The 25,699-nt window shown below is 69.1% G+C and carries 26 protein-coding genes and 3 tRNA genes; 18 read left to right on the top strand and 11 right to left on the bottom strand.

Features of this window, described 5'->3' with window-relative positions; translation table 11 throughout:
- Positions 1-100 precede the first annotated feature (100 nt).
- The 8 genes from ACLM5J_RS02360 to ACLM5J_RS02325 all read left to right on the top strand — a co-directional run bounded on the left by ACLM5J_RS02360 (position 101) and on the right by ACLM5J_RS02325 (position 8,966).
- The gene (locus ACLM5J_RS02360; RefSeq protein ID WP_413654393.1) at positions 101-1,069 is read left to right on the top strand and encodes a Rossmann-like and DUF2520 domain-containing protein; all 969 of its coding nucleotides are present in this window, start codon (positions 101-103) and stop codon (positions 1,067-1,069) included.
- The gene (panC, locus tag ACLM5J_RS02355; RefSeq protein WP_413654392.1) at positions 1,069-1,971 is read left to right on the top strand and encodes a pantoate--beta-alanine ligase; all 903 of its coding nucleotides are present in this window, start codon (positions 1,069-1,071) and stop codon (positions 1,969-1,971) included. Before ACLM5J_RS02360 ends, panC begins: the two co-directional genes overlap by 1 nt.
- Complete coding sequence (gene panD / locus ACLM5J_RS02350; RefSeq protein ID WP_413654391.1) at positions 1,971-2,390, top strand: aspartate 1-decarboxylase; 420 nt, start codon at positions 1,971-1,973, stop codon at positions 2,388-2,390. Before panC ends, panD begins: the two co-directional genes overlap by 1 nt.
- A 19-nt stretch (positions 2,391-2,409) precedes the next feature.
- On the top strand, positions 2,410-4,092 hold the full coding sequence (locus ACLM5J_RS02345; RefSeq protein ID WP_413654390.1) for an L-aspartate oxidase: 1,683 nt from the start codon (positions 2,410-2,412) through the stop codon (positions 4,090-4,092).
- A 2-nt stretch (positions 4,093-4,094) separates the two neighbouring features.
- Positions 4,095-5,018, top strand: a complete 924-nt coding sequence (gene nadC / locus ACLM5J_RS02340) for a carboxylating nicotinate-nucleotide diphosphorylase (protein ID WP_413654389.1) — start codon at positions 4,095-4,097, stop codon at positions 5,016-5,018.
- A gap of 1 nt (position 5,019) precedes the next feature.
- Positions 5,020-5,790, top strand: a complete 771-nt coding sequence (locus ACLM5J_RS02335) for a type III pantothenate kinase (RefSeq protein ID WP_413654388.1) — start codon at positions 5,020-5,022, stop codon at positions 5,788-5,790.
- A 74-nt stretch (positions 5,791-5,864) separates the two neighbouring features.
- A complete protein-coding gene (locus tag ACLM5J_RS02330) occupies positions 5,865-6,188 on the top strand; it encodes a histone-like nucleoid-structuring protein Lsr2 (protein WP_413654387.1) in 324 nt (107 codons plus the stop codon).
- A gap of 216 nt (positions 6,189-6,404) precedes the next feature.
- Positions 6,405-8,966 (top strand): ATP-dependent Clp protease ATP-binding subunit, encoded by a 2,562-nt coding sequence (locus ACLM5J_RS02325; protein ID WP_413654386.1) that lies wholly within the window; start codon positions 6,405-6,407, stop codon positions 8,964-8,966.
- A gap of 62 nt (positions 8,967-9,028) precedes the next feature.
- Here the strand turns inward: ACLM5J_RS02325 and ACLM5J_RS02320 are convergent, their stop codons facing one another.
- A complete protein-coding gene (locus ACLM5J_RS02320) occupies positions 9,029-9,892 on the bottom strand; it encodes an A/G-specific adenine glycosylase (protein WP_413654385.1) in 864 nt (287 codons plus the stop codon).
- Positions 9,893-9,950: 58 nt separating this feature from the next.
- On the opposite strand from ACLM5J_RS02320, the gene ACLM5J_RS02315 reads away from it, so the two are divergent.
- Positions 9,951-10,727 (top strand): hypothetical protein, encoded by a 777-nt coding sequence (locus ACLM5J_RS02315; protein ID WP_413654384.1) that lies wholly within the window; start codon positions 9,951-9,953, stop codon positions 10,725-10,727.
- Between the two features lie 33 nt (positions 10,728-10,760).
- On the opposite strand, the gene disA is transcribed toward ACLM5J_RS02315, so the two are convergent.
- From disA to ACLM5J_RS02300, 3 genes are all read right to left on the bottom strand, one after another.
- Positions 10,761-11,846 carry a DNA integrity scanning diadenylate cyclase DisA gene (gene disA / locus ACLM5J_RS02310; RefSeq protein WP_413654383.1) on the bottom strand — a complete coding sequence of 362 codons (1,086 nt, stop codon included), beginning with the start codon at positions 11,844-11,846 and terminating at the stop codon, positions 10,761-10,763.
- Positions 11,847-11,944: 98 nt separating this feature from the next.
- Entirely contained in the window at positions 11,945-13,354 is a 1,410-nt protein-coding gene (radA, locus tag ACLM5J_RS02305; protein ID WP_413654382.1) for a DNA repair protein RadA, read from the bottom strand.
- 50 nt (positions 13,355-13,404) lie between these two features.
- Positions 13,405-14,070: a TetR/AcrR family transcriptional regulator gene (locus ACLM5J_RS02300; RefSeq protein ID WP_413654381.1), complete on the bottom strand. Its 666-nt coding sequence runs from the start codon at positions 14,068-14,070 to the stop codon at positions 13,405-13,407.
- 50 nt (positions 14,071-14,120) lie between these two features.
- On the opposite strand from ACLM5J_RS02300, the gene ACLM5J_RS02295 reads away from it, so the two are divergent.
- A complete protein-coding gene (locus tag ACLM5J_RS02295; RefSeq protein WP_413654380.1) occupies positions 14,121-14,975 on the top strand; it encodes an oxygenase MpaB family protein in 855 nt (284 codons plus the stop codon).
- Between the two features lie 23 nt (positions 14,976-14,998).
- Here ACLM5J_RS02295 and ACLM5J_RS02290 read toward each other — a convergent pair whose 3' ends face one another.
- The 3 genes from ACLM5J_RS02290 to ACLM5J_RS02280 all read right to left on the bottom strand — a co-directional run bounded on the left by ACLM5J_RS02290 (position 14,999) and on the right by ACLM5J_RS02280 (position 17,183).
- Complete coding sequence (locus ACLM5J_RS02290) at positions 14,999-15,676, bottom strand: class I SAM-dependent methyltransferase (protein WP_413654379.1); 678 nt, start codon at positions 15,674-15,676, stop codon at positions 14,999-15,001.
- A 17-nt stretch (positions 15,677-15,693) separates the two neighbouring features.
- Complete coding sequence (locus tag ACLM5J_RS02285; RefSeq protein WP_413654378.1) at positions 15,694-16,332, bottom strand: VOC family protein; 639 nt, start codon at positions 16,330-16,332, stop codon at positions 15,694-15,696.
- Between the two features lie 89 nt (positions 16,333-16,421).
- The gene (locus tag ACLM5J_RS02280; RefSeq protein WP_413654377.1) at positions 16,422-17,183 is read right to left on the bottom strand and encodes a hypothetical protein; all 762 of its coding nucleotides are present in this window, start codon (positions 17,181-17,183) and stop codon (positions 16,422-16,424) included.
- A gap of 52 nt (positions 17,184-17,235) precedes the next feature.
- Between ACLM5J_RS02280 and ACLM5J_RS02275 the strand changes: the two genes are divergently transcribed.
- From ACLM5J_RS02275 to proC, 6 genes are all read left to right on the top strand, one after another.
- A complete protein-coding gene (locus ACLM5J_RS02275) occupies positions 17,236-18,201 on the top strand; it encodes a Ppx/GppA family phosphatase (protein ID WP_413654376.1) in 966 nt (321 codons plus the stop codon).
- A 7-nt stretch (positions 18,202-18,208) separates the two neighbouring features.
- Positions 18,209-19,000, top strand: coding sequence for a sugar phosphate isomerase/epimerase family protein (locus ACLM5J_RS02270; protein WP_413655002.1), 792 nt, complete (start codon positions 18,209-18,211; stop codon positions 18,998-19,000).
- 87 nt (positions 19,001-19,087) lie between these two features.
- A complete protein-coding gene (locus ACLM5J_RS02265) occupies positions 19,088-19,804 on the top strand; it encodes an ABC transporter ATP-binding protein (protein WP_413654375.1) in 717 nt (238 codons plus the stop codon).
- Positions 19,801-20,538: an ABC transporter permease gene (locus ACLM5J_RS02260; protein ID WP_413654374.1), complete on the top strand. Its 738-nt coding sequence runs from the start codon at positions 19,801-19,803 to the stop codon at positions 20,536-20,538. The genes ACLM5J_RS02265 and ACLM5J_RS02260 overlap by 4 nt, the downstream gene beginning before the upstream one ends.
- Positions 20,539-20,667: 129 nt before the next feature.
- Positions 20,668-21,600, top strand: a complete 933-nt coding sequence (locus tag ACLM5J_RS02255) for a proline dehydrogenase family protein (protein WP_413654373.1) — start codon at positions 20,668-20,670, stop codon at positions 21,598-21,600.
- 15 nt (positions 21,601-21,615) lie between these two features.
- Positions 21,616-22,416, top strand: a complete 801-nt coding sequence (gene proC / locus ACLM5J_RS02250) for a pyrroline-5-carboxylate reductase (protein WP_413654372.1) — start codon at positions 21,616-21,618, stop codon at positions 22,414-22,416.
- Between the two features lie 41 nt (positions 22,417-22,457).
- On the opposite strand, the gene ACLM5J_RS02245 is transcribed toward proC, so the two are convergent.
- The 3 genes from ACLM5J_RS02245 to ACLM5J_RS02235 all read right to left on the bottom strand — a co-directional run bounded on the left by ACLM5J_RS02245 (position 22,458) and on the right by ACLM5J_RS02235 (position 24,754).
- Positions 22,458-23,765: a hypothetical protein gene (locus ACLM5J_RS02245; protein ID WP_413654371.1), complete on the bottom strand. Its 1,308-nt coding sequence runs from the start codon at positions 23,763-23,765 to the stop codon at positions 22,458-22,460.
- Positions 23,766-24,521 carry a hypothetical protein gene (locus tag ACLM5J_RS02240; RefSeq protein ID WP_413654370.1) on the bottom strand — a complete coding sequence of 252 codons (756 nt, stop codon included), beginning with the start codon at positions 24,519-24,521 and terminating at the stop codon, positions 23,766-23,768.
- 159 nt (positions 24,522-24,680) lie between these two features.
- A tRNA-Phe gene (locus ACLM5J_RS02235) sits at positions 24,681-24,754 on the bottom strand.
- A 126-nt stretch (positions 24,755-24,880) separates the two neighbouring features.
- Between ACLM5J_RS02235 and ACLM5J_RS02230 the strand changes: the two genes are divergently transcribed.
- Positions 24,881-24,953: transfer RNA gene (locus ACLM5J_RS02230), tRNA-Glu, on the top strand.
- A 111-nt stretch (positions 24,954-25,064) separates the two neighbouring features.
- On the opposite strand, the gene ACLM5J_RS02225 is transcribed toward ACLM5J_RS02230, so the two are convergent.
- Positions 25,065-25,379, bottom strand: coding sequence for a hypothetical protein (locus ACLM5J_RS02225; RefSeq protein ID WP_413654369.1), 315 nt, complete (start codon positions 25,377-25,379; stop codon positions 25,065-25,067).
- Positions 25,380-25,557: 178 nt separating this feature from the next.
- Between ACLM5J_RS02225 and ACLM5J_RS02220 the strand changes: the two genes are divergently transcribed.
- Positions 25,558-25,631: transfer RNA gene (locus ACLM5J_RS02220), tRNA-Asp, on the top strand.
- Positions 25,632-25,699 lie beyond the last annotated feature (68 nt).

Genomic DNA, 25,699 nt, shown 5'->3' with positions numbered 1-25,699 from the left:
GGAATGCTCAGTCGGCACCAAGCCACCAACAAACCGTCTGGTACCCACACCGGCCCGCACCGCGGGTGGTCGGAGGGACTGAAACGTGAGGCTGCACGAGATGAAGACCGCACCCCTGCGGGTGGGCGTGGTCGGCGCTGGACGCGTCGGCGCTGTCCTGGCCGCTGCACTGCGTGCCGCGGGCCACGAGATCGTGGCCATCGCTGGCGAATCCGAAGCCTCTCGCGCTCGCGCCGCGGCCCTGTTGCCGGGCGTCGAGATCGCCAAGCCGAGCGCTGTCGCGCGGGCCTGTGACCTGCTGCTGTTGACCGTTCCGGACGACATGCTCGCCAATGTGGCCGAGATGCTCTCCGCCTCCGGCGCGATCCACGCCGGTCAGTACGTGGCCCACACCTCCGGGCGCCACGGCTTGGCTGTGCTGGAACCGGTCCGTGCGGTCGGTGCGCACCCGCTGGCTGTCCACCCGGCGATGACCTTCACCGGCACCGAGCTCGACCTCTCCCGGCTCTCCGGTTGCGTCTTCGGCGTGACTGCCGAGGCCGACGAGCGCGCGCTGGCCGAGTCCCTCGTCGCCGACCTCGGCGGCCGCCCGATGTGGGTGCCCGAGGACCGTCGCACGCTCTATCACGCGGGTCTGGCCCACGGCGCGAACCACCTCGTCACCCTGGTCGCCGAGGCGATGGAGATGCTGGTGGCGGCCGGGGGAGACAACCCCGCCGACACGCTCCGTCCGTTGCTGGAGGCGGCGCTGGACAACGCCCTGCGCAAGGGCGACGCGGCGCTCACCGGCCCGATCGTGCGGGGCGACGTCGAGACGGTCCGTGCGCACCTGGCCGACCTCACCCAGAACGCTCCACACACCCTGCCGTCGTATGTCGCGATGGCCCACGCCACCCTCGACCGCGCTGCGGCCGACGGCCGGTTGATGCCGTTGCGCGCCGCCAAGATGTCGCAGGTGCTCGACTCCGCACTTGCTCCGAACTCCGCCCAGCTCCCGACCGCACGCCCCGACGTCGCCCGCCCGACTCAGGGCGGCGAGCGATGGGCCACCGACGGGATGATCAGCTGATGACGACGACGCCGATCCTGGTTTCCACGCGCGCCGAACTCGCTGCCGTGCTCGCCGAACGGCGGACCGCCGGTCAGCGGGTCGGCATGGTGCCGACGATGGGTGCGCTGCACGAGGGCCATGGCTCCTTGATGGAGACCGCGCGGGACGCCGTCGGCGACGGTCCCGTCGTGGTCTCGGTCTTCGTCAACCCGCTCCAGTTCGGTGCGGGTGAGGACCTCGACCGCTACCCGCGCACCCTGGACGCCGACCTCGAACTCTGTGGCGCGCACGGCGTCGATGTCGTCTTCGCGCCGTCCGTGTCCGAGGTCTACCCCGGCGGCGATCCGCAGGTGACCGTCGAGCCGGGGCCGCTCGGCTCGATCCTGGAAGGCGCCACCCGCCCCGGCCACTACCGCGGCGTGCTGACCGTGGTCGCCAAGCTCTTCGGCCTGGTCCGTCCCGACGTCGCCGTCTTCGGCCAGAAGGACTACCAGCAACTGGTGCTGATCCGGCGGATGGTCTCCGACCTGTGCCTCGGCGTCGAGGTGATCGGCGCCGAGACCGTCCGCGAACCCGACGGCCTCGCGCTCAGCTCCCGCAACCGCTACCTGAACGAGGTGGACCGCGAGCGGGCCTCGGCACTCAGCCGGGTCCTGAACCGTGCCGTCCGCGACGCCGACCACGGCCCCGAGTTCGCCCTCGGGTCCGCACGTGCGGAGCTCCGCAAGGCCCGTGGCGTCAACCTCGACTACCTGGTGATCACCGACCCCGATCTCGGCGCCGTCCCGGAGCAGGGCGAAGGCCGGATCCTGATCGCCGCCCGGGTCGGCACCACCCGGCTGATCGACAACCTGCCCATCCACTTCGGCGCCACCGCGTCGACCACAACCTCACCTAACACCACCGAGGGAGACAGCTGATGCTGCGCACCATGATGAAGTCCAAGATCCACCGGGCGACCGTGACCCAGGCCGACCTGCACTACGTCGGGTCGGTCACCGTGGACGAAGACCTCCTCGACGCCGCGGACCTGCTGGCCGGCGAGTTGGTCCACATCGTCGACATCACCAACGGTGCTCGCCTGGAGACCTACACCATCGCCGGCGAGCGGGGCTCCGGCGTGATCGGGATCAACGGCGCCGCAGCCCGCCTGGTGCACCCCGGCGACATGGTGATCCTGATCGGCTACGGCCAGATGAGCACCGAAGAGGCCAAGGAGTTCCAGCCGTCGGTGGTCTTCGTCGACGCCGACAACAAGATCCTCGCCACCGGCTTCGACCCGGCCGAAGCCCCCGAGGGCAGCGGCCTGCTGCGTGGCGACCTCGTCAGCGGTCGCTGACCACGCTGTCACCCGCTCCGTGACCACTCTCCCTATGCGGCTCACCGCGCCGGTCCCTGGTTGGACCACGCGGGCCGACGTCGTCGTGATCGGGTCCGGCATCGCCGGGCTCACCGCTGCCCTGCGGATCCACAGCGCGTTGCGCGAGCGCAGCGACGACGACGGCGCCCGCGTCCTGGTCGTCACCAAGGACGTCCTGTCGGCCGGCTCCACCCAGTGGGCACAGGGTGGCATCGCCGCCGCGCTGGGCCCTGGCGACACCCCTGAGCAGCATCTGAGCGACACCTTGGTCGCCGGAGCCGGGGCGTGCGACGTGGAGGCCGTACGGGTCCTGGTCACCGAAGGTCCGGAGGCGGTCCAGGAGCTGATCGACCTCGGCACCCGCTTCGACCACCACGACGGCGTGCTGTCGCTGACCCGGGAAGGCGGGCACCACCGCGACCGGATCGCCCACGCCGGCGGCGACGCCACCGGTGCGGAGATCCAGCGCGCCCTGATCGCCGCGGTCGAGGCGTCGTCGGGCATCGAGGTGATCCAGCATGCGCTGGCCCTCGACCTGCTACGCGACGCCGACGGCCGGGCCGCGGGCGTCACTCTGCACGTGATCGGCGAGGGGCAACGTGACGGCGTCGGTGCGGTCCACGCGCGTGCCGTCGTCCTGGCCAGCGGCGGGATGGGACAGGTCTTCAGCCAGTCGACCAACCCGGCCGTCTCCACCGGTGACGGGATGGCCCTGGCGCTGCGCGCCGGAGCGAGGCTGCGCGACCTGGAGTTCGTACAGTTCCACCCGACCGTGATGTACCTGGGTCCCGACAGCCGGGGCCAGCAGCCGCTGATCTCGGAGGCGGTCCGAGGCGAGGGCGCGTTCCTCGTCGACTTCGAGGGGAACCGGTTCATGCGGGGGCAGCACGAGCTCGCCGACCTCGCGCCGCGCGACGTCGTCGCGAAGGCGATCACCCGGCGGATGTTGGAGACCGGGCAGCCGCACATGTGGCTCGATGCGCGGCACCTCGGTGCCGAGTTCTGGGAGCGCCGCTTCCCGACCATCCTGGCGACCTGTCGCAGTCATGGGGTGGACCCGATCAACGAGCTGATCCCGGTAGCCCCGGCCCAGCACTACGCCTCGGGCGGCGTCGTCACCGATCTGTGGGGGCGCACCGACATCACCGGGCTCTACGCCACCGGAGAGGTCGCCTGCTCCGGGGTGCACGGCGCCAACCGGTTGGCCTCCAACTCGCTGCTCGAGGGGTTGGTCTTCTCGCGGCGGATCGCCGAGGTACTCCCGGACGAGTTGGCGCCCTGGGCGGAACCGGTCGCGGACGACCGGCCGCGAGGCGTCGTCGACGGCGCGGCGCGGGGTGAGCTGCAGCGCACCATGACCGAGCAGGCCGGAGTGCTCCGGAGCCAGGCGGGCCTGAACGCCGCCGAGGTGGAGCTGCGCGAGCTGCTGGAGCGGCCGGTCGGGGCGATCGACGTCGCGGCCTGGGAGACCACCAACGTGCTCACGCTCAGCCTGGCGTTGCATTCCGGCGCCTCGGCCCGGGAGGAGACCCGCGGTTCGCATTGGCGCGAGGATTATCCCGAGCGGGATGACGCCGCATTCGCCGGCCATTTCGACATTCGCCTGGTCGACGCCGACCTGGTGCAAACGTTCATCCCCGCCGCGGCGACCGACCTGTTGCCGACTTCTCCAGGAGCCTGACGATGGATATTGCCGCCACTGCATTCGACGAGATGCCGACGGCGTTGATCGCCGAGTTGGAAGGTGCGGGCCTCGATGCCGACGATGTCTATGCCCAGGTTGTCCGGGCCTTGGCTGAAGATGTGCCGACGGAGGATGTGACCAGCGTCCCCACCATTCCGGCTTCTGATCGGGGTGTCGCCGACTTCGTGACCCGTGAGCCGGGCACGGTCGCCGGACTGGCCATTGCCGAGTTGGTATTCCGTTATGTCCTGGGCGCAGCGGTTCGGGTGGAACGCCCGGTCGCGGATGGCGAAGCGGTCGCCGCTCGGACGACAGTGCTCACCGTTTACGGAGCGACCCGTTCGCTCTTGATCGCCGAACGGACGGCGCTCAATTTCCTCTGTCATCTTTCCGGTGTCGCCACCGGTACTGCGCGCTGGGTCGCTGCGTTGGAAGGCACCTCGGCACGCGTTCGCGATACCCGTAAGACCATTCCGGGATGGCGTCGGATGGAGAAGTACGCGGTCCGTTGCGGCGGCGGCGTCAACCACCGCGAATCGCTCTCGGATCAGGCGTTGATCAAGGACAATCATGTCCTGGCCGCCGGGGGAGTGGTCGCCGCCTATCGCGCGGTGCAGCAACGGTACGCCGATGCTCAGCCACCCTTGCCGATCCAGGTGGAGGTGGACTCCCTCGATCAGCTCCGCGAACTGCTGGAGATCGGTGTCGACTCGATCCTGCTGGACAACATGACGCCGGACCAGTTGGCCCAGGCAGTCCGGCTCAGCGATGGGCGGGCGACCTTGGAGGCTTCCGGCGGCCTCACTCTGGAGAGCGCCGCCGCCGTCGCCGCGACCGGGGTCGATTTCATCGCCGTCGGTGCACTCACCCACTCGGCGAAGGTCTACGACATCGGCATGGATCTGCGCCCGGACGGGGCCTGAGATGGCCCTGCTGGCCGCGGACATCGGGAACTCGCACACGGTGATCGGCCTGATCGAGGACGGCGAGGTCTCGGCGCATTGGCGGGTGGCCACCGACGAGCGGCGCACCAGTGATGAGTGGGCACTCCTGGTCCGTGGGCTGCTGGCGAGCGTGGAGACGACGGTCGCCGGGGTCGCGGTCTGCGCCACGGTGCCGGCGGTTCTGCACGAATGGCGCGAGATGCTCGATACCCACTTCGGGGACTGCCCGGCGGTGGTGGTCGAACCGGGCGTGCGTACCGGTATCCCGGTGTTGACCGACAACCCCCGTGAGGTCGGTAGCGACCGCATCATCAATGCGCTCGCCGCCGCCAAGGGATACGGCGGACCCAGCATCGTGGTCGACTTCGGTACCGCCACGACATTCGATGTGGTCACCGCGGCGGGACAGTATGTGGGTGGTGCCATCGCGCCCGGAATCGAGATCTCGCTGGAAGCGCTGGGTCGTCGTGGCGCACAGTTGCGTAAGGTCGAATTGATGCGGCCGCGCGCTGCGATCGCGAAGAACACGGTCGAAGCTCTGCAGTCGGGTCTACTCTTCGGAGTGGCAGCCCAGGTCGATGGCATGGTCGCGCGGATGATTGCCGAATTGGGCCATCCGGTTGCCGAGGTGAATGTAATAGCAACCGGGTATCTTGCGCCACTCGTTCTGAGTGAATGTTCCGCATTCACCGCCCATGACCCGTGGTTGACATTGCGGGGCCTAGAATTGGTGTTTCGCCGGAACGCCTGATGAGGTTGAGTTCGGTTAGACCTGTGCAATGATGCACAGGACATATCACCGGCGCAGGGCGAGGAGTCTTTGAAATGGCACAAAAGGTCCACATTGTTCTGGTTGACGACATCGACGGTAGCGAGGCGTCGGAGACCGTCACTTTCGGCATGGACGGCGTTTCCTACGAGATTGACCTGAGCACCGACAACGCTGCCAAGCTGCGCGAGGCGGTGGCGCCTTTCCTCGGGCACGCCCGACGCGTCGGCGGTCGCAAGGCGTCCGGTCGCCGCCCGAGCGCCGCTGGTGGCCCGGCTGCCTCCGACGTCCGTGACTGGGCGCGACAGAACGGTTACGAACTCTCCGACCGGGGCCGGGTTCCCGCCGAGGTCCGTGAGGCGTACGACGCCGCACACTGATCATCAGTTGCAGCGCGGGTGACGGCGGTGCCGTGACCCGCGCTGCGGCGTTTCCGCAAGGCCCTGTCCGGACAGGCGATCCGCGTGTTCGCTGTGAGCGGACCGAGATGGCGGGCTCGGCGGGAACACGTAGGGTGGACTCATACGTTGGTACCACTGTCCGCACGTCCATCCGAGGTGCGCAGCGGACCAAGCAGCAGATAGCGAGGCGCGTACATGTTTGAGCGGTTCACAGACCGAGCCCGACGAGTTGTCGTGCTGGCCCAAGAAGAGGCCCGCATGCTCTCGCACAACTACATCGGAACCGAGCACATCCTGCTCGGTTTGATCCACGAGGGCGAAGGCGTTGCTGCCAAGGCGCTGGAGTCCCTCGACATCTCCCTCGAGGCGGTGCGCGCCCAGGTCGAGGAGATCATCGGCCAGGGCCAGCAGGCGCCCAGCGGCCACATCCCGTTCACGCCGCGTGCCAAGAAGGTCCTGGAGCTCTCGCTCCGCGAGGCCCTCCAGCTCGGCCACTCCTACATCGGTACCGAGCACATCCTGCTCGGTCTGATCCGCGAGGGCGAGGGCGTTGCCGCCCAGGTGCTGCAGAAGCTCGGCGCCGACCTCAACCGGGTCCGCCAGCAGGTGATCCAGTTGCTCTCCGGCTTCCAGGGCAAGGAGGCGGCCTCCTCCGGCGCTCCGACCCAGAGCGACGCGCCGTCGTCGTCGCTGGTGCTCGACCAGTTCGGTCGCAACCTCACCCAGGACGCCCGCGAGGGCAAGCTGGACCCGGTGATCGGTCGCGAGCAGGAGATCGAGCGGGTCATGCAGATCCTGTCCCGCCGGACCAAGAACAACCCGGTCCTGATCGGTGAGCCCGGTGTCGGTAAGACCACGATCGTCGAGGGCCTGGCCCAGGACATCGTGCGTGGCAACGTGCCCGAGACCCTCAAGGACAAGCACGTCTACACCCTCGACCTGGGGGCGTTGGTCGCCGGTTCCCGTTACCGCGGTGACTTCGAGGAGCGCCTGAAGAAGGTGCTCAAGGAGATCCGCACCCGCGGCGACATCATCCTCTTCATCGACGAGATCCACACCCTCGTCGGTGCGGGTGCCGCTGAGGGCGCGATCGACGCGGCCAGCATCCTCAAGCCGATGCTCGCCCGCGGCGAACTCCAGACCATCGGTGCCACCACGCTCGACGAGTACCGCAAGCACCTGGAGAAGGACGCCGCGCTGGAGCGCCGTTTCCAGCCGATCCAGGTCGCCGAGCCGTCGATCGCGCACACCATCGAGATGCTCAAGGGCCTGCGCGACCGTTACGAGGCCCACCACCGGGTGACCATCACCGACGAGGCGCTGGTCTCGGCCGCAACGCTGGCCGACCGGTACATCTCCGACCGTTTCCTCCCGGACAAGGCGATCGACCTGATCGACGAGGCCGGCTCCCGACTCCGGATCCGCCGGATGACCGCGCCGCCGGACCTCCGCGAGTTCGACGAGAAGATCGCCGAGGTGCGTCAGCGCAAGGAAGCCGCCATCGACGGGCAGGACTTCGAGGCCGCAGCGTCGCTGCGTGACGAGGAGAAGCAGCTCATCCTGGCCAAGGCCGAGCGCGAGAAGCAGTGGCGCGCCGGCGACATGGACGTCGTCGCCGAGGTGGATGAGGAGCTCATCGCCGAGGTTCTCGCCGTCGCCACCGGTATTCCGATCGTCAAGCTCTCCGAGGAGGAGTCGACCCGACTGCTCAAGATGGAGGACGAGCTGCACAAGCGCGTCATCGGTCAGGAAGAGGCCGTCAAGGCCCTCTCCCGTGCCATCCGGCGCACGCGTGCCGGTCTCAAGGACCCGAAGCGTCCGGGCGGATCGTTCATCTTCGCCGGGCCCTCGGGTGTCGGTAAGACCTGGCTCTCCAAGACGCTGGCCGAGTTCCTGTTCGGCGACGAGGACGCGCTGATCCAGCTCGACATGTCGGAGTTCTCCGAGAAGCACACGGTTTCGCGTCTCTTCGGTTCGCCTCCCGGCTACGTCGGCTACGAAGAGGGCGGTCAGCTCACCGAGAAGGTGCGCCGCAAGCCGTTCTCCGTGGTGCTCTTCGACGAGGTCGAGAAGGCCCACCCCGATATCTTCAACAGCCTGTTGCAGATCTTGGAAGAGGGTCGTCTCACCGACTCGCAGGGTCGCGTGGTCGACTTCAAGAACACCGTCATCATCATGACCACGAACCTCGGTTCGCGTGACATCGCCAAGGGCGTCAGCCTCGGTTTCGGCAACGCCTCCGACGCGCAGACCACCTACGACCGGATGAAGACCAAGGTCCAGGAGGAGCTCAAGCAGCACTTCCGGCCCGAGTTCCTCAACCGTGTCGACGAGGTCGTCGTCTTCCCGCCGCTGTCGCAGGAGCAGATCGTGGCGATGGTCGACAACATGATCGCGTCGGTGGAGAAGCGGATGAAGGACCGCGACATGTCCCTCGAGCTGACCCAGGCCGCGAAGGACCTGCTCGCCAAGCGCGGGTTCGACCCGGTCCTCGGTGCGCGTCCGTTGCGCCGTACGGTGCAGCGCGAGATCGAGGACGTCCTGGCCGAGAAGATGCTCTACGGCGAGGTCGGCCCCGGCCAGATCGTGCTGGTCGACGTCGAGGGTGAAGGCCCCACCGCGACCTTCACCTTCGTCGGCCAGAAGGTCGGCACACTGCCGGACTCGCCGCCGCTGGAGGCAGCCCTCAGTGAGGGTGCCGCCGACGGTGAGCCTGGCCCGGTCGATGTGCCCAAGGCTGACGGCGAAACTGCCTGAGCAAGCCCGGAAAGCCCCGCTTCGGCGGGGCTTTCCGCATTTCCGGAGTAGCTGTTCCCGGGTCAGGGCAGGGCGTAGAGGTCCCCGTCGCGGACCAGGAGCCCATCGTCGAGCAGACTGCGCAGCGCCCGTTCCCGTTGCTCCTCCAGCGACCAGACGATGTCGAGGCGGCTCTTGGGCACCGCCCCCGGTGCGTCGCGGAGCACCGCAAGGAGTCGGCCGCGGACCTGGCGGTCGGTGCCGGCGTAGGTCTGCGCTTTGCGCGGAGGACCGGCCCAGGCCGGCTTGTCGGCGGCGACCCAGGCGCAGGATTCTGCGATCGGGCAGGCCTCGCAACGGGGGGAGGAGGCCGTGCAGACCAGCGCCCCGAGTTCCATGACGGCGACCGCCCAGGTGGCCGCGGTCGGCGCGTCGTCGGGAAGCAGCGACGCCGCCAACTCGCGTTCGGCCTTCCGCACCGACTGGTGCGGGAACTCCTGGCCGGTCAGGGCCCGGGCGAAGACCCGGCGCACATTGGTATCCAGCACGACCTCGCGTCGACCGTAGCCGAAGGAGGCGATCGCGGCCGCGGTGTAGTCGCCGACGCCGGGAAGGGTCAGCAGCTCCGTGTAGGTGTCCGGTACGACGCCGCCGTGGTGCTCCACGATCGCCGTCGCGGCGGCGTGCAACCGCAGCGCCCGCCGGGGGTAACCCAATCGTCCCCACGCGCGGACCGCCTCCCCGGCGTCTTCGGCGGCGAGGTCGGAGGGGGTGGGCCACCGGGCCATCCACTGTTCGTGGATCGGCAGCACCCGGGCTACCGGGGTCTGTTGCAGCATGAACTCGGAGACCATCACCGACCAGACCGAGGCGTCGTTCCCGCGCCACGGAAGGTCGCGGGCGTGCTCGTCGAACCAGTCCAGGACAGGGTTGTGCAGCTCACTCATCGTCTTCATCGTAGTGTCGCTCCCGCACTCTTCGGCCGGGGCTGGATACGGTTCGGCTATGAGCGGTGTCACCCGGCCGACCGGGCCTCTTCCTGCACGGGTCTACTGGGTCCGGCGTGCGTTGGTGCTGGGTACTGCTTTCGTCTTGGTCTTCGCACTTGCCCGGCTGGTCGGCGGGGGCTCCGACGGCGCTGCTGACGACGCCGCGGGCACGGCCAAGCAGGCGGCTGCGCAGCCGACCAGCGAGGTCGACACCAAGCCGGAGTCCGGCGGGCCGGGCGCCGAGAAGCCGACCGTGGAGAAGCCGACCAAGCCGGTGAAGAAGAAGCGCACCCTGCCGGTCGCCGACGGTGACTGCCTGCCCGAAGAGGTTCGGGTCTCCCCGGAGATCCGGAGTGCTGCAGCGGGATCGGAGCGGATCGTCATTCCGCTGACTCTGACCACCGACCGCGAGGCCTGCATCTTCGACTTCTCCGCTGCCTCGGTGGTTCTCAAGATCACCTCGGGCCGTGACAACATCTGGAGCAGCCAGCAGTGCCCGACCGCGCTCGTCGAGCGGAAGGTCGTGGTCCGTTCGATCCTGCCGAAGACCCTCAATGTCCGGTGGAACGGTCGTCGCTCCGACGAGGAGTGCAGCGGGAACGCCGGCTGGGCCTACAAGGGCGGCTACCACGCGATTGCGGCGACCCTCGGCGGTGAGCCGGTCGACCAGTACTTCGAGCTCACCAAGGCAGAGCGCAAGGTGATCACGAAGGTGCGCGAGCCGGAGAAGAAGACGAAGCGCAAGAACCGCGCCGACGCGAACGCCGGCACGAACGCCACTCCTCAGCGCTGACCAGCTGGAACGTGTGACGTCGCGGACCAGCGGTCAGACGTAGCGTTCGAGGATGCTCGACTCGGCGAGCCGGGAGAGTCCTTCGCGCACGCTGCGGGCCCGCAGCTCGCCGACGCCGTCGACGGCCTGCAGGTCATCGATGCCGGCCGAGAGCAGCTTCTGCAACGTGCCGAAGTGGTCGACCAGCCCGTCGACGACGCTGACCGGGAGCCGGGGGACCTTCGCCAGCAGGCGGTAGCCGCGCGGGGCGACCGCGCCGTCGAGGTGTTCGGCCGCGCCGAGGCCCAGAGCCTTGGAGACCGAGGCCGCGTCGACCAGGTCGGTCGCGGAGAGGCCCTCGAGACGGTGCAGCAGCTCGGTCGGCGTCTTGGCGCGCCGGCCGGCCGGGAGGTAGTCACGGATCACCAGCTCGCGTTCGGTGTCGACGCCGGTGACCAGCTCCTCCAGTTGGAGGGAGAGCAGGCGGCCGTCGGTGCCGAGCTCGAGGATGTAGTCCTCGATCTCGCGGGCGATCCGGGTGACCATCTCCAACCGCTGGGCCACCACCACGACGTCGCGGACCGTGACCAGGTCTTCGATCTCCAGGGCGGACAGGGTGCTGGAGACCTCGTCGAGGCGGAGCTTGTAGCGCTCCAAGGTCGCCAGCGCTTGGTTGGCGCGGGAGAGGATCTGGCCGGTGTCTTCGAGGACGTGGCGGGTCTGGCCGACGTAGGCGGCGATGATCTGCATCGACTGGGAGACCGAGATGACCGGGAACCCGGTCTGCTTGGCGACCCGGTCCGCGGTGCGGTGCCGGGTACCGGTCTCCTCCGAAGGGATGGTGTGGTCCGGCATCAGGTGGACCGCGGCGCGGTGGATCTTGGTCAGATCGGCGTCCACGATGATCGCGCCGTCCATCTTCGCCAGCTCGCGCAGACCGGTGGCGGTGAAGGGCACGTCGAAGGTGAATCCGCCGGTGGAGATGGAGTCGACGACCTTGTCCTGACCAAGCACGACCAGGGCGCCGGTGCGGCCACGCAGGATGCGTTCGAGGCCGTCGCGCAGGGCGGTACCAGGGGCGATGGACGCCAAAGTCGCCCGTAGCCGAAGGCTGTCGTCGGTCGGCTCGATAGTGGCCACGTTTTCCCCGTTCGGAGGTTGCTGCTGCGCGTCGCCCCAGTCTAGGGCGCGCGGGTGGGGCTTGTGCGCTCAGAGGCCGCGCGGCGGAGGTGAAGCCGTCAGACCTTGCGGGGCTGACCGTGGCTGACCTGCCCCTGGAAGCCGAGCAGACGCATCACGCTGCCGATGTTGGGCACGTCGAGCACCTTCATCCCGTCGACCATCCGCTCCTGGCGACCGGGACCGGAGCTCCCGCGTTCGCTGGGGACGACGGCGTACCGGAAGCCGAGGCGGGCGGCTTCGGCGAGGCGTTGCGGGAGGTCACGGACCTGGCGGAGCTCGCCGGCCAGGCCGAGCTCTCCCATCGCGACGATCCCCGACGGAGCCTCGCGGCCATGCGTCGCGGAGGCCAGCGCGATCGCGATCGCCAGGTCGGTGGCCGGCTCGTGCAGGCGGGCGCCGCCAACGGTGGCGACGAAGACGTCGTTGGTGTGCAGGGCCAGACCGGCGTGCTGTTGCAGGACGGCAAGGACCATCGAGACCCGGGACGAGTCGACCCCCGACGTCGTGCGCTTGGGTTTGTCGGCCGGCGTGGCGACCAGCGCCTGCACCTCGGCCAGCATCGGCCGTCGCCCCTCCATGCTGACCGCGACGCAGGTACCGGGGACCTGGTTGGCGTGGTGCTCGACGAAGAGACCGGTCGGGTCCGCGACGGCGTTGATCCCGGCCGAGGTGAGCTCGAAGCAGCCGACCTCGTCGACCGGGCCGAAGCGGTTCTTCACCGCACGCAGCATCCGGAACCGGGAGTTGCGGTCGCCCTCGAAGTGGAGCACCACGTCGACCAGGTGTTCCAGGACCCGAGGACCTGCGATCGAGCCGTCCTTGGTGACGTGGCCGACCAGGACGGTGGTGATGTTGCGGGTCTTCGCGACCCGGACCAGTGCGGCCGCGACCTCTTTGACCTGGCTGACGCCGCCGGGGACGCCGTCGACGTCGGCGGCACCCACGGTCTGTACCGAGTCGATCACCAGCAGTTCGGGCTTGACCGCCTCGATGTGGCTGAGCAGAGCGCTGAGGTCGGTCTCGGCGGCGAGGAAGAGTTCGTCGTGGACGGCGTCCGTGCGGTCGGCGCGCATCCGGACCTGCGCGGCGGACTCCTCGCCGGTCAGGTAGAGGGTGCGCCGCCGGGAACGGGCCGTCTGCGCGGCAACCTCCAGCAACAGGGTGCTCTTGCCGACGCCTGGCTCACCGGCCAACAGGATCGCGGCCCCGGGGACCAGCCCGCCGCCGAGGACCCGGTCGAGCTCGGCGACACCGCTCCCGCGCCGGGTGGCCTCGGCCACCGAGACCTGCCCGATCGGGACGGCAGCGGCGCTGACCGGCCCGGCCTGGGTGCGGGCGGTGACCACGGCCGCTTCGGCGACCGAGCCCCAGGCCTGGCACTCGCCGCAGCGGCCGACCCATTTGGCGGTCTCCCAGCCACATTCGCTGCAGCGGTAGGCGGGGCGGTTCTTGCGAGCTGTGGCCATGGGGAAGAACCTACGGGGCACCTCCGACACGTAGGCGACTATCCCCAGCCCTATCCGGTGGCGGGCTCCTCAGCGCCCGCCACCTTGGCCTTGGCGCGGGGACGCCGTGGCTTGGGGTCCGGCATCGACGCCAGGGTGAGCAGGAGTTGGACGCAGTGCTCGCTGAACTCCTTGCGGGTGACCTCCAGCGTGCCGGCGACGTAGCCGCGGAAGGTGTAGGCCAAGGCTCCGGCCAGGCTGCTCGCGACCAGGTCACGGTGGCCGGAGGACCGGGAGGCCGGGATCTGGTCGCGGAGCATGGCGACCAGGGCATGGCCGACGATGTCGCCCCGCGAGCGGAGCATCGAGTCGTCGGCCGGGGCCAGGAAGAGCACCCGGCCACGCGACGGTTCGTCGATGGTCGCCTTGATCACCGCGGCCACCGCGGCCCGGGCGAAGCCCTCAGGATCCTTCGGGGCCCCGGCGACCGCTTCGGTCAGCATCGCGCTGACCTCCTCGGCAACGATGTCGAAGGAGGCATAGACGAGTTGGTCGCGGGAGAGGAAGTGCTCGTAGAAGTAACGCTCGCTGAGCCCGGTGACCCGGCAGACCGCGCGCACCGTGAAGGCGGCGGTGCCGCCCTCGGCGAGCAGGAGGACCCCGGCCTCAAGCAGCTGTTGCCGTCGTTGAGCCCGACGGAACTCAAGCGTCGTCCCGCCCCATTGACCTCTCGCCATGTCCCCATAGAAACGTTGACAACGTGCGTTGTCAACCTTAGTTTCCTTCCATGAGCTCCCCGCTATCAGCCGTCGGCAACACGCAGAACCGGGCCGACACCTTCGACGCCACCCCCTACCTGGAGGGGATCGCCGGAGTCTTCGCCGGAATGGCGAACGTGATCATGCAGTTGGGCCACCCCGCCGTCGGCTACGGCGTCTACGAGAGCCCGGTCGACAGCGGCAACGCGATGAAGCGCCCGATCAAGCGGGCCCGCACCACCGGTACGTTCCTCGCCGTCGCGTTGCTGGGCACCGACGAGGACCGTCGCAACATGCGCAAAGCCATCGACTCCGTCCACCGGCACATCCGCTCCGGCCCGGACAGTCCGGTGAAGTACAACGCCTTCAGCCCCGAGCTGCAGCTGTGGGTCGGGGCCTGCCTGGCCAAGGGCACCTTCGACATCATCGAGCAGATGCACGGCCTGCCCGATGACGCCACGATGGAGCTGCTGCTGCAGCACTTCGGTGCGTTCGCGACCAGTCTGCAGGTCCGGCCCGAGCAGTGGCCGGCCGACATGGCGGCCTTCGAGGCCTACTGGAACGAGGGCCTCGCCAAGATCGACATCGACGACACCATCCGCGGGCACCTGCTGGCCCTGCTCAACCTGGAGAACATGCCGAAGCCGGTCGCGCTCGGGTTGCGTGGCTTCGTGCGGTGGGTCAACACCGGCTATCTGCCGCCGTCGTTCCGGGAGCAGATGGGGCTGAGCTGGACCGCCCGCGATCAGCGTCGGTTCCGTCGCTTCATGCGCGCCTACGGCGCGGTCAGTCGCCGTTCGCCCCAGGTGCTGCGGCTCTTCCCGCTCAACCTCTACCTGTGGGACCTGCGCCGTCGGGTGCGGGCCGGCAAGCCCATCGTCTGAGCCGGTTCCGTGAGGGCTGAGCCTCAGTAGGTGCGGTGCCAGAGGTTGACGGCGTAGTCGACCGTGGTGCCGACATGGCTGGCCACGATCTCCTCGGCGACGTCGCGGGTGAACTCGATGCGGACCACCGCCTCCAGATCGGCGCGGCTCTCGAACTGCCAGGAGGTGAGGATCGGGGTCCTGGTCCAGCCGTGCTGGGACCAGAAGCTCTCGACCCGCTCCGGCATCACGTACGGGTAGCCGCGACGGAACCAGCCGCCGAAGGTGGAGGTGGTCGGGTCGTTGTCGATCACGTAGGCCGTGCCGCCGCGACGGATCACCCGGTCGAGTTCGGCCAGTCCGGGCTCGCAGCCGGGGCCGAAGAAGTAGGCCCATCGAGCATGCACGACGTCGACGCTGGCGTCGGGGAGACCGGTCGCCTGGGCAGTGCCGCGGCGGGTGGTCACCGTGGGGAGGCGCTTGCTCCGTCGTCGAGCCAGGGCGAGCAGGTCGGAGTGCGGTTCGACGCCGACCACCTGAGTTGCCTCCTCCGCCCAGCGAGGCAGGTGGAAACCGGTGCCGCAACCCAGGTCGAGGACGGTGCGATCGCGCCATGGCGCGATCGCACGCATCGCGTCCTCAACGAGTCCGTCGCGGTCGAAAGCCCGGTTCTCGATCTCGTAGGTAGCGGTGTGGTGCCAGATGTTCGGACTCGGCACCACACCGGGGAGCCGAGGATTCAGATCCGCACCAGACCGTTGGGGGTCTGGAAGTGTGCGGCGACGACGCCGGGGGTGCCGTGCGGGGCGACCCACTCCACCTTGACGTCCTCCAGCGGGGACTCGACACTCTCGCCGAGCCACTCGCTGACCCGCTGCGGGTCGCCGGCGATCTCCAAGCAGGCAAGGGAGAAGTCCGGGGAACCGCCGTGGCTGGGGTGGTCCTCCGCGGGGGAGAGCCACTGCACGAAGAACGGCAGCTGCGGGTCCGCGATCAGACCGTTGACGCCGATCTGCTTCCAGCTCAGGGCGTGGCCGTCGGGGCGGTGCCGGCTGCCGTCGGCGGCGGCGCGACCGAGGCGCTGCTCGACGGAGGCGATGTCATCGACGGCGACGACCCAGCCGAGCCAGCCGCCGCCCAGGGCGGAGCGGGCACGAACGGCCTGACCGAAGGGCGCCTTGTCGGACGCCGGGTGGTCGAGCACCTCGACTACCTCGAGGTAGGTGTTGTCGGCTAGCGGCATCGTGCGATTGCGCGTGCCGAAGCGCGGGTGAATACCGCCATCGATGAATTCGCGTCCGATCAGGGCGCTCAGTCGGTCGGCAGTGGCCGCAAGGCCATCGGGTCCAGCTGCAAACGAAAGGTGGTCCAGGCGCATGCAAATCATTCTGCGGGGGCCCTGATTCGTTGGTCACACTGGGGTCTGAGTCTCTTGACGTCGAGACGACTTCGTGCGAAGGGGCCTGCTCAGTGGGGCGATGCGGGATGCAGGGCCAGCGCCGAGCGGGAACGCAGGTGTGCCTCGCAGTGCGTGACCAGGGCCGCGTAGCCCGCCTCGCCCATCAGCGCGGTCAGCTCGGCAGCGTTGGTCACGTAGAACGGCTCCACGTTCACGTGGGCCTCGGTGTTGCCGGTGCAGTACCAGTCCAGGTCGTGTCCGCCCGGACCCCAACCGCGCCGGTCGTACTCGGCGATGCTCACCTCGGTGTAGCTCTCGCCGTCCGGTAGCTCGACGGTCCGGAACGTGCGGCGGATCGGCAGCTGCCAGCAGACGTCCGGCTTGGTCTCCAACGGGTTGCGTCCCTCGCGGATCGCCAAGGCATGCAGGGCGCAGCCTGCGCCGAGGTGGAAGTCGCTCCGGTTGGCGAAGATGCAGCCGGCACCCCCGCTGGTCTCGATCTGCCGGGTCTTCCGCTCGCCGTCCTCGTCCTTCTCGACCCAGTCCTTGCGGCGCAGCTTGCCACCGGGGTGGAACTGCCACAGGTCGGCGTCGAGACGGTCCGCGAACTCGGCGACCCGCTCCTCATCGTCCTTGTCCGAGAAGTGCGCGCCGAGGGTGCAGCAGCCGACCTCGGGGGAGTCCGCGTAGATCCCGGCACATCCGTTGCCGAAGATGCAGGTGTAGTTGGAGGTCAACCAGGTGAGGTCGCAACGGAAGACCTGGTCGGCGTCGGCGGGATCGGGGAACTCGACCCACGCACGGGGGAAGTTCAGGGGCACCTCGGGCACACCGCCAACCCTACGTCGTGCAGGCGGCTACCGTGGGCCTATGAGGTTGGGCGTGCTTGATATCGGATCCAACACGGGTCACCTACTCGTGGTGGATGCGCACGGCGGTGCTGCGCCGCTGCCGGCGTACTCCTACAAGGAGCCGTTGCGGCTGGCCGAGCACCTCGACGCCGACGGTGCGGTCAGCCGGGTCGGGGTCGACGCCCTGGTCGAGTTCTGCGCCGCCTCGCTGCGGGTCGCCGAGGACAAGGGCTGTGAGGAGATCCTCGCCTTCGCGACCTCGGCGGTGCGTGAGTCGAGCAACGTCGACGACGTCCTGGAGCAGGTCCGGTCCCGGACCGGGGTCGCCCTGGAGGTGCTGGCCGGTGAGGACGAGGCGCGGCTGACGTTCCTCGCTGTCCGGCGCTGGTTCGGTTGGTCGGCGGGCCGGTTGGCGGTCTTCGACATCGGTGGCGGCTCGCTGGAGATCGCGGGTGGTGCCGACGAGGCGCCCGACGTCGCCTGGTCGCTGCCGCTGGGGGCGGCGCGCCTGGCCCGGGACTGGTTCACCGAGCTCCCGATGGACGAGGCGACGCTGCGCGAGATCCGCCGGCGCCTGCGTGCGGAGATCGCGCGTGACGCCGGCAACCTGTTGCGGCACGGCCCGCCGGACCGGGCCGCGGCCACCTCCAAGACGTTCCGTTCGTTGGCCCGGATCTGCGGGGCGGCGCCGTCGACCGAGGGGCCGTTGGTGCCGCGGATGCTGCCGCGTGGCGAACTGGGGGACTGGCTACCGAAGCTGGCCGCGATGACGGCGCAGGAGTTGGCCGAGCTGCCCGGCGTCTCGCCGAGCCGCACCCACCAGATCCTGCCGGGGGCGTTGGTCGCCGAAGCGGTGATGGACATCTTCGACCTCTCCGGCCTGGAGATCTGCCCCTGGGCGTTGCGGGAAGGCGTGATCCTGGAGCGCTTCGACCAGCTCAGCGTGCTCGACGAGGACGGCGACGGGGTGCGAGACCTCGCGGGCGGGACCACCTGACGTGCCCCTGATCGGTCTCTCCACCGCCTCGGTCTACCCCGAGTCCACCGCGCATGCCTTCAACTACGCGGCGCTGCTCGGCTACGACGCCGTCGAGGTGATGGTCGGGATCGACGCACTCAGCCAACAGACCACCGCGATCCAGCAGTTGATCGACCATCACGGGGTGCCGGTCTGTGCGGTGCACGCACCGTGTCTGCTGATCACCCAGCGGGTCTGGGGGACGGACCCCTGGGGCAAGTTGGAGCGCTCCGCCGAGATGGCAGCGGCGCTCGGAGCCGACGTCGTGGTGGTGCATCCGCCGTTCCGTTGGCAGAAGGACTACGCGCGGGAGTTCGTCCAAGGCATCGAGGGCCTCGAGCTCTCCACCGGGATCGCCTTCGCCGTGGAGAACATGTATCCCTGGCGGGCGAGCAGCAAGCGGTCGGTGGAGGCCTACCTGCCGGGTCGGGACCCCTCCACGGAGCCGTACGCCAACGCGACGATCGACCTCTCGCATGCCGCGGTCGCCCAGACCGACCCGATCGCGATGGCCGAACGGCTCGGCGAACGGCTGCGCCACATCCACCTCACCGACGGCACCGGTAGCGCCAAGGACGAGCACCTGGTTCCGGGGCGCGGCAACCAACCGGCAGCCGAGTTCCTGAAGTACCTCGCCGCCGCTGACTTCTCCGGCCACGTCGTCGCGGAGATCAACACCCGGAAGGCGGCCACCTCCCAGCAGCGCAGCGCGGACCTGGCCGAGTCGCTGGACTTCGCGCGCGAACATCTCGGGATGCCGAGGATCGAACGCCCCTGAACTCCGCGCGCCGTCCTCCGGAGGGCAGGAGCATGTGCTCGCATCTGATGACGTCACCGGCGGGCCAGGCGTGCGATAGTGAAACGCATGGTGGAGTTCGCCATCGACCTCAGTTCGCTCACTGTCGTGCGCGGGGAGCGAACGGTCCTCTCCGAGCTCGATCTCCAGGTGCCGGCCGGCCAGGTGACCGGCCTGTTGGGGCCGTCCGGTTGCGGTAAGTCCACCTTGATGCGAGCCATCGTCGGGGTGCAGCAGATCGCCTCGGGCACCGTCACGGTGCTGGGTGAGCCGGCCGGCTCCGCAGGGCTGCGTAGCCGGGTCGGCTACATGACGCAGAGCCCGAGTGTCTACGGCGATCTGAGCGTTGACGAGAACCTCCGCTTCTTCGCCCAGGTGCTCGGGGTCGAGCGCGGTGCCGTGGCGCGCGTGCGTGAGGTCGTCGATCTGGGCGACTTCGGGGATCAGGTGGTCGCGCGACTCAGCGGCGGTCAACGGTCCCGGGTCAGCCTCGCGGTGGCGCTCCTCGCAGAACCGTCGCTGCTGGTGCTCGACGAACCCACGGTCGGGCTCGACCCGGTTCTCCGCGTCTCGCTGTGGGGACTCTTCTCGCGGCTCGCCGCAGCAGGCACGACGGTGCTGGTGAGTAGCCACGTGATGGACGAGGCGGAGCGCTGCGACCGGTTGCTATTGATGCGCGACGGACGGTTGATCGCCGACGACACCCCGGCCGCGATCAAAGCCGCAGCCGGGGTCGACGACGTCGAGCAGGCGTTCCTGCATCTGGTTCGAGGAGATCGCCGATGAGTCCGCGGGTCACCTTCGCGGTGGCCGGTCGGGTGCTGCGTCAACTGCGCCGTGACCACCGCACCCTGGCGATGCTTCTGGTCCTGCCCTGTGCGCTGATCACCTTGCTGTGGTGGATGCTCAGCGACCTTCCCGGCGACCGGTTCGCGGTCTTCGGACCCGGTCTGCTGGCGATGTTCCCGTTCATCGTGATGTTCCTGGTGACCAGCGTGACCACACTGCGCGAACGGAGCGGGGGCACCTTGGAGCGGTTGTTGACGATGCCGCTGGGCAAAGGCGACTTCCTGCTCGGCTACGCGCTGGCCTTCGGATTGGTCGCCGCGGTCCAGTCCGGGCTCGCGGTCGGGGTCAGCGTCGGTGTGCTCGGCCTGACGGTGGAAGGCTCGGTGGCGCTGCTGCTCGTCGTGGCGATCGCCGACGCGGTGCTGGGTACCGCTCTCGGCCTCTTCGTCTCGGCCTTCGCGCAGAGCGAGTTCCAGGCGGTCCAGTTCATGCCCGCGGTGGTGATCCCGCAGATCCTGCTCTGCGGCCTGCTGGTGCCGCGCGCTGCGCTGCCCGGCGTGTTGGAGTCGATCAGCAACCTGCTCCCGATGTCGTACGCCGTCGACGCGATGCAGGCGTTGACCGACGGCAGTTCGAGCGGCGAGGTATGGCGCGATATCGCCGTGGTGGCCGGATTCGCGGTGGTGGCGCTCGGCCTGGGCGCGGTCACCCTGCGCCGCCGGACGCCCTAACCGGCCACACGCGTCCACCGGCGGTCGAGCCTGCCCACCGGTGGTCGAGCCTGTCGAGACCAGTCCCGCCAGGCTCGCTGTCACGCGCGTCGGCTGGCATCTGCCGACGCGCGGCGTAGCCTGCTGAACATGTCACTGCTCCGGCAACCTTTGCTGGCGCTCTCCCGGAGTGCAGCAGTCAAGAAGCTCGCCACCACGCTGCCGGTCTCGTCGGGGATCGTGGCTCGTTACGTGCCGGGCGAATCCACCGGCCAGGTCCTCAAGACGGTCGCGAACCTTCAGGCAGCAGGGTTGCGCACCAGCGTCGACCATCTCGGTGAGGACACCCTCGATCTCGCCCAGGCCGAGGCCACGGTGCGCGCCTACGAAGAGGTATTGGCGGCGTCGGCGAACAGAGGCTTGGCCCAGCTCGGCGAGGTGTCGGTGAAGCTGACCGCGATCGGGCTCGCCCTCGACGACGGGGAACAGGTGGCGCTGGCCAACGCCAGGCGGATCTGTCGGGCGGCGCGCAACGCCGGTGCCCAGGTGACCGTCGACATGGAGGACCACACCGCGACCGACGTCACCCTGCAGATCGTGAAGGCGCTGCGCGCGGACTTCCCCGACACCGGCGCGGTGATCCAGGCCTATCTGCACCGCTCCGAGGACGACTGCCGGGCGCTCGCTGAGGAGGGTTCGCGGGTGCGGTTGTGCAAGGGCGCCTACGCCGAGCCGGCCGACGTCGCCTTCACCGAGCCGCACCAGGTGGATCTGGCCTACGTGCGATGCCTCAAGGTGCTGATGAAGGGTGCCGGATACCCGATGCTCGCCACCCATGACCCGCGGATGATCGCGGTCGGTGCCGCGCTCGCCCGATCGGCGGGCCGGCGGCGCGGACAGTACGAGTTCCAGATGCTCTACGGGATCAGGCCCGAGGAGCAGCGGCGGCTCGTCGCCGAGGGTGAGACGATGAGGGTGTACGTGCCTTACGGGCGCGAGTGGTACGGCTATCTGATGCGGCGCCTCGCCGAACGGCCCCAGAACCTCTCGTTGTTCGTGAAGTCCCTTGTCTCGAAGACGTAGCTGCTGAGGAGAACCATGAGCCAGACCGCCATCATCGGTGCCGGAGTGATGGGCGAGACGTTGCTGTCGGGTCTGGTTCGGGCCGGCCGCTCGACCGACGAACTGCTGGTCGGGGAGAAGCGTCCCGAGCGGGTCGCCGAGCTGACCGAGCGCTACGGCGTCCGCGTCGTCGACAACGTGGAGGCGGCCCGCGCCGCTGACACCGTGGCGATCGTGGTGAAGCCTCAGGACATGGCTGCGGTGCTCGCCGAGATCGCCCCGGCGCTACGCCCCGGTCAGCTGCTGGTCTCCCTGGCGGCCGGGATCACCACCGCCTTCATCGAGGAGCACGTGCCCACGGGCGTCGCGGTGGTCCGGGTCATGCCGAACACGCCGGCCCTGGTCGACGCCGGGATGGCAGCGATCTCGCCCGGCAGCCACTGCGACGACGAGCACCTGGACATCGCCGAGGCGCTACTCTCGGCGACCGGCAAGGTGCTTCGCGTGCCCGAGCACCAGATGGACGCCGTCACCGCGATCTCCGGCTCCGGGCCGGCGTACATCTTCTACGTGGTCGAGTCGATGATCGAGGCGGGTGTCCACCTCGGTCTGCCGCGCGCCGTCTCCAGCGAACTGGTGATCCAGACCGTGGTCGGCTCCGGCAAGATGCTTGCCGAGACCGGCACCCACCCGGCGGTGCTGCGCGAGCAGGTCACCTCGCCGGCCGGCACCACCGCGGCGGCGTTGCGTGAGCTCGACGTGCACTCGGTACGCGCCGCCTTCCTGGCGGCGATGGAGGCTGCCCGGGACCGTTCCCAGGAGCTGGCGGGCTCCTGACACCGCCGTGTCCCACGTCTTGCGGTACCGGACGTGGGACGTCATGCGGTGGGTGGACCCGCTTCCTCGGAACGCATGACGTCGTGCGGGACGGTCGCGAAGACCAGGAAGTCGCCGTGGGTGCCGTAGCCGGCCACCCGGCCCGCGGTCGGCGTGCCGTCGAAGGTCAGCATCAGCCAACCCTCGTCGAGTTCGACGAGGGTCGGCCACGGCAGGTTGCTGGGGTACGGCGCATCGACGGTGCCGATCTCGCGCATCTTCAGGTCGAAGACCGGGAACCGGTGCCTCAGCGCACCGGGGCTGTCCGGCCCATCGCTGGCCAGTACCCGCCAGTCGCCGCCGAGTCGCAGGATCTGGGTCCCCTCGGTGGCGGTGCGCGCGGTCGCCGTCCCCAGCAACTCCCAACCTGCCAACGCGTTCGGGGTTCCGGCGCGCAGTAGTGAGGGACCGAAGACGAAGAACTCGGAGGCGACCACCAGGGCGAGGTGCCAGTGCCCGTCGATCAGGGTGAGGTGGGGATCCCAGACGCCGACGCCGTGGACCGCATCGTTGAGGTCGAGGGCAGTAGTGGTGACCACGTGTTCGCCGGCCAGAAGGTCTGCGGTGGAGGTGCCGAGGGCGATGCCGACATCGTCATGGTCGAAGTCGCCCCAGGTGCTGGTTGCGACCAGCCAGCGACCGTCGGTGCGGATCAGGTGGACGGCATGGTCGCCGCGCACCTCGCCGTCGCGTTCGAACCAGAGCGTGGCCCGGTGTGACAACCGGTAGCTGCGTGGGTCGAACGCCCAGACCCCGCAGTGGGCGGTGCCGAAGAAGCCTGGGCCGGCATGGGTAGCGGTCACGAACAGTTCGCCGTCGTGGGTGAAGGGTGAGCCGTCGGCGTAGGTGACCAGGTGCAGGTCGCGGAGGCCGAGCTGCCCGAACCGGCCCTCGGCGCGGATCGGTGCGGTGCTGTGGGTGCTGATCGCGGTGGAGTCGAAACCGGTGAGCTCGGCGCGGGCTCGCGCCGTCCAGGTGACCCCGTCATGGGTCAGTACGGTCGCCTGGTTGCCGGTGACCGCGACCCCGAGCCGGACCGGGGGATGGGTGAGCCGTCCGCTGCGCCGGCTCTCGTGGCGGGTCCGCGTGCCGTCGCCGGCGACGATGTCCAGGCCTGCCCGCGAGCGGTCCGGGTCGTACCACCCCTCGATCCGGGTCGCGGAGTCGGCGAACCCGGCGACCACGCGGCCGCCGTCGCAGCCGACCTCGACGGCGTGGCAGGGCGGTCGCGGATCGGTGCCCGGAGGCAGATCGGAGACCAGCTGTAACGGGCGGCTCCGATGGACCTCGACGAACGGGCCGGGCAGCACCTAGGGGCTCGCCTCGCCGGACGGGTCGACGAGCTCGAGCTCGGAGGCGGGACGGGGGTCGATCCGGTCCTCGGCGCTGTTCGGCAGGAACTGCGCGGCGATCACCGGCCAGGCCGCGTCGATCAGCTCGACCAACTTGATCCGCCGGGCGCGCTGGACATGCGGCTTGTCCAACTCCCGCGCGACGAAACGCATGATGAAGCGCCGGAGTTCGCCGTCCAGACCGGAGACCCGTTGCAGGACGGCGGAGCGGACCTTGTCGGTGCGGACCTGCAGGCTGATCTCCTGCTCGGTCGGGGGCCGGATGTCCCAGACGATGGTGAGCGGGTCCTCCAGGTGCATCCGCACCTCGAGCGGAAGCACGACGTCAGCCATGAAGCGCATCGAGTCGACGCTGAGGTGGAGGTCGAAGACCACCGAGACCGGCACGAAGATCTGGTAGCCGGGGATCTCCCCCTCGAGCGGGTGGCCGTAGGACGGCTTGTAGGTGCCCGTCGCGGTGGCCTTGGCGAACTTGCGGCCGGGCCCGGCTCCGATCGGGCCGAGCGCGAACGAATCGCCGAGCACCCGGTCGATCGACTGGGTGACGCGCTCCTTGTGCAGGATCAGGCGCATGAACTCGGGCCCGAACCGGCTGAAATCGGAGCGGGCGGCACCGTCGCCGACGGCTGGGGGAACCGGGCTGGAGGCGTCGGGCGCGGGCGCCGACGTCGCCTCCGGCTCTCCGGGCTGAGTCGGCGCTGAGGACTGGGTCACAAACAACGACCCTAGCCGAGGAATCCTTCTGGCAAAGGGCTACGCGGTGATCGGGAGGTGGCGAGAACCCAGCCTGGTAAGGCGGTTGAGCCTCGCCTGGAGAGGCGGGGGAGAAATGTCTTCGGGGCCGTAGACGATGTCTACGGCCCCGAAGGAGGGTGGCCAGGGGCGGGGTCGAACCGCCGACCTACCGATTTTCAGTCGGTCGCTCGTACCAACTGAGCTACCTGGCCGCGCCGGGCAGAAACATACCCCACCTGGGCCGTGGGGGCGAAACTCGCGCTGCTTTGGCGTGCGGCCCGCCCTCCCCTTATGCTGTGCGAGCACGAACGAACGGCCTCGGCCGCTCGCGCGGGCAGGCCCCCATCGTCTAGTGGCCTAGGACGTCGCCCTTTCACGGCGGTAGCACGGGTTCGAATCCCGTTGGGGGTACAGCAGAGGCAAGGCCTCCGACCAGCCAGAAGGCTGAGTTGGGGGCCTTTCTTGTTTCTTCCATCAACCCCGCGTCAACGCCGCGGGAGTGCGTGCAACGGGTGCTGGTGTTCAGGTGTCGTCGCGTTGCCACAGCATCTCGACGCCCAGCAGGATGGCGCAGCCGACGCCGACCGAGCCCGGGGCCGCCACCAGGGCCACATGGATCGGGCTACCTTCGTCGGGCAGGAAGAGGTCGACCCAGCCCAGCGCCAAGGCGAACGCGGTCGAGATGCCCCCGATTCGCGACGTCCATTCGAACAGACGCATGTGCCACGGATCGGCCACCGACGACTCCCGGGAACGGATGTCGATGCTGAAGAAGATCAGCAACACGGCGAGGAAGGAGATCAGCGAGACCATCTCGCTCGAGGGCATGTGGCGCATACCCGCAGACCGTAGCAACGGTTCTCGCTCCTGGCTGCAGGCTTGGTACGGGCTTGGTCGGGAGGGGAGAAGCGGCGCGACGGGAGCCTGGCAGGACCCCGATTTGGGTATTGCCGGGGTTCGTGGGTTAAGGTTCAACCGCTTCGAAACGAGCAAAGCAGTACAGCAAGAAACGCAAGGCCCCGTAGCGCAGTTGGTTAGCGCGCCGCCCTGTCACGGCGGAGGCCGCGGGTTCGAGTCCCGTCGGGGTCGCAAGACCAGGAGAACCTCCGGTAGCGAAAGCTGCCGGAGGTTTTCTGTTTGTCGCACTCGCGTAGGTT

This window comes from Nocardioides sp. Bht2 (assembly GCF_047308515.1).
GTDB lineage: Bacteria > Actinomycetota > Actinomycetes > Propionibacteriales > Nocardioidaceae > Nocardioides.
Note: the sequence above shows the minus strand (reverse complement) of the source record. Positions and strands in the feature narration are given on the sequence as shown.

Coding starts and splice junctions, on each gene's coding strand:
- ACLM5J_RS02330 (WP_413654387.1), top strand. CDS start 5,865: ATGGCACAAAAGGTCCACATTGTTCTGGTTGACGACATCGACGGTAGC.
- ACLM5J_RS02300 (WP_413654381.1), bottom strand. CDS start 14,070: ATGGCGAGAGGTCAATGGGGCGGGACGACGCTTGAGTTCCGTCGGGCT.
- ACLM5J_RS02325 (WP_413654386.1), top strand. CDS start 6,405: ATGTTTGAGCGGTTCACAGACCGAGCCCGACGAGTTGTCGTGCTGGCC.
- panC (WP_413654392.1), top strand. CDS start 1,069: ATGACGACGACGCCGATCCTGGTTTCCACGCGCGCCGAACTCGCTGCC.
- ACLM5J_RS02320 (WP_413654385.1), bottom strand. CDS start 9,892: ATGAGTGAGCTGCACAACCCTGTCCTGGACTGGTTCGACGAGCACGCC.
- ACLM5J_RS02285 (WP_413654378.1), bottom strand. CDS start 16,332: ATGCGCCTGGACCACCTTTCGTTTGCAGCTGGACCCGATGGCCTTGCG.
- proC (WP_413654372.1), top strand. CDS start 21,616: ATGAGCCAGACCGCCATCATCGGTGCCGGAGTGATGGGCGAGACGTTG.
- ACLM5J_RS02225 (WP_413654369.1), bottom strand. CDS start 25,379: ATGCGCCACATGCCCTCGAGCGAGATGGTCTCGCTGATCTCCTTCCTC.
- ACLM5J_RS02335 (WP_413654388.1), top strand. CDS start 5,020: ATGGCCCTGCTGGCCGCGGACATCGGGAACTCGCACACGGTGATCGGC.
- nadC (WP_413654389.1), top strand. CDS start 4,095: ATGGATATTGCCGCCACTGCATTCGACGAGATGCCGACGGCGTTGATC.
- ACLM5J_RS02255 (WP_413654373.1), top strand. CDS start 20,668: ATGTCACTGCTCCGGCAACCTTTGCTGGCGCTCTCCCGGAGTGCAGCA.
- ACLM5J_RS02360 (WP_413654393.1), top strand. CDS start 101: ATGAAGACCGCACCCCTGCGGGTGGGCGTGGTCGGCGCTGGACGCGTC.
- radA (WP_413654382.1), bottom strand. CDS start 13,354: ATGGCCACAGCTCGCAAGAACCGCCCCGCCTACCGCTGCAGCGAATGT.
- ACLM5J_RS02260 (WP_413654374.1), top strand. CDS start 19,801: ATGAGTCCGCGGGTCACCTTCGCGGTGGCCGGTCGGGTGCTGCGTCAA.
- ACLM5J_RS02295 (WP_413654380.1), top strand. CDS start 14,121: ATGAGCTCCCCGCTATCAGCCGTCGGCAACACGCAGAACCGGGCCGAC.
- panD (WP_413654391.1), top strand. CDS start 1,971: ATGCTGCGCACCATGATGAAGTCCAAGATCCACCGGGCGACCGTGACC.
- ACLM5J_RS02315 (WP_413654384.1), top strand. CDS start 9,951: ATGAGCGGTGTCACCCGGCCGACCGGGCCTCTTCCTGCACGGGTCTAC.
- ACLM5J_RS02265 (WP_413654375.1), top strand. CDS start 19,088: ATGGTGGAGTTCGCCATCGACCTCAGTTCGCTCACTGTCGTGCGCGGG.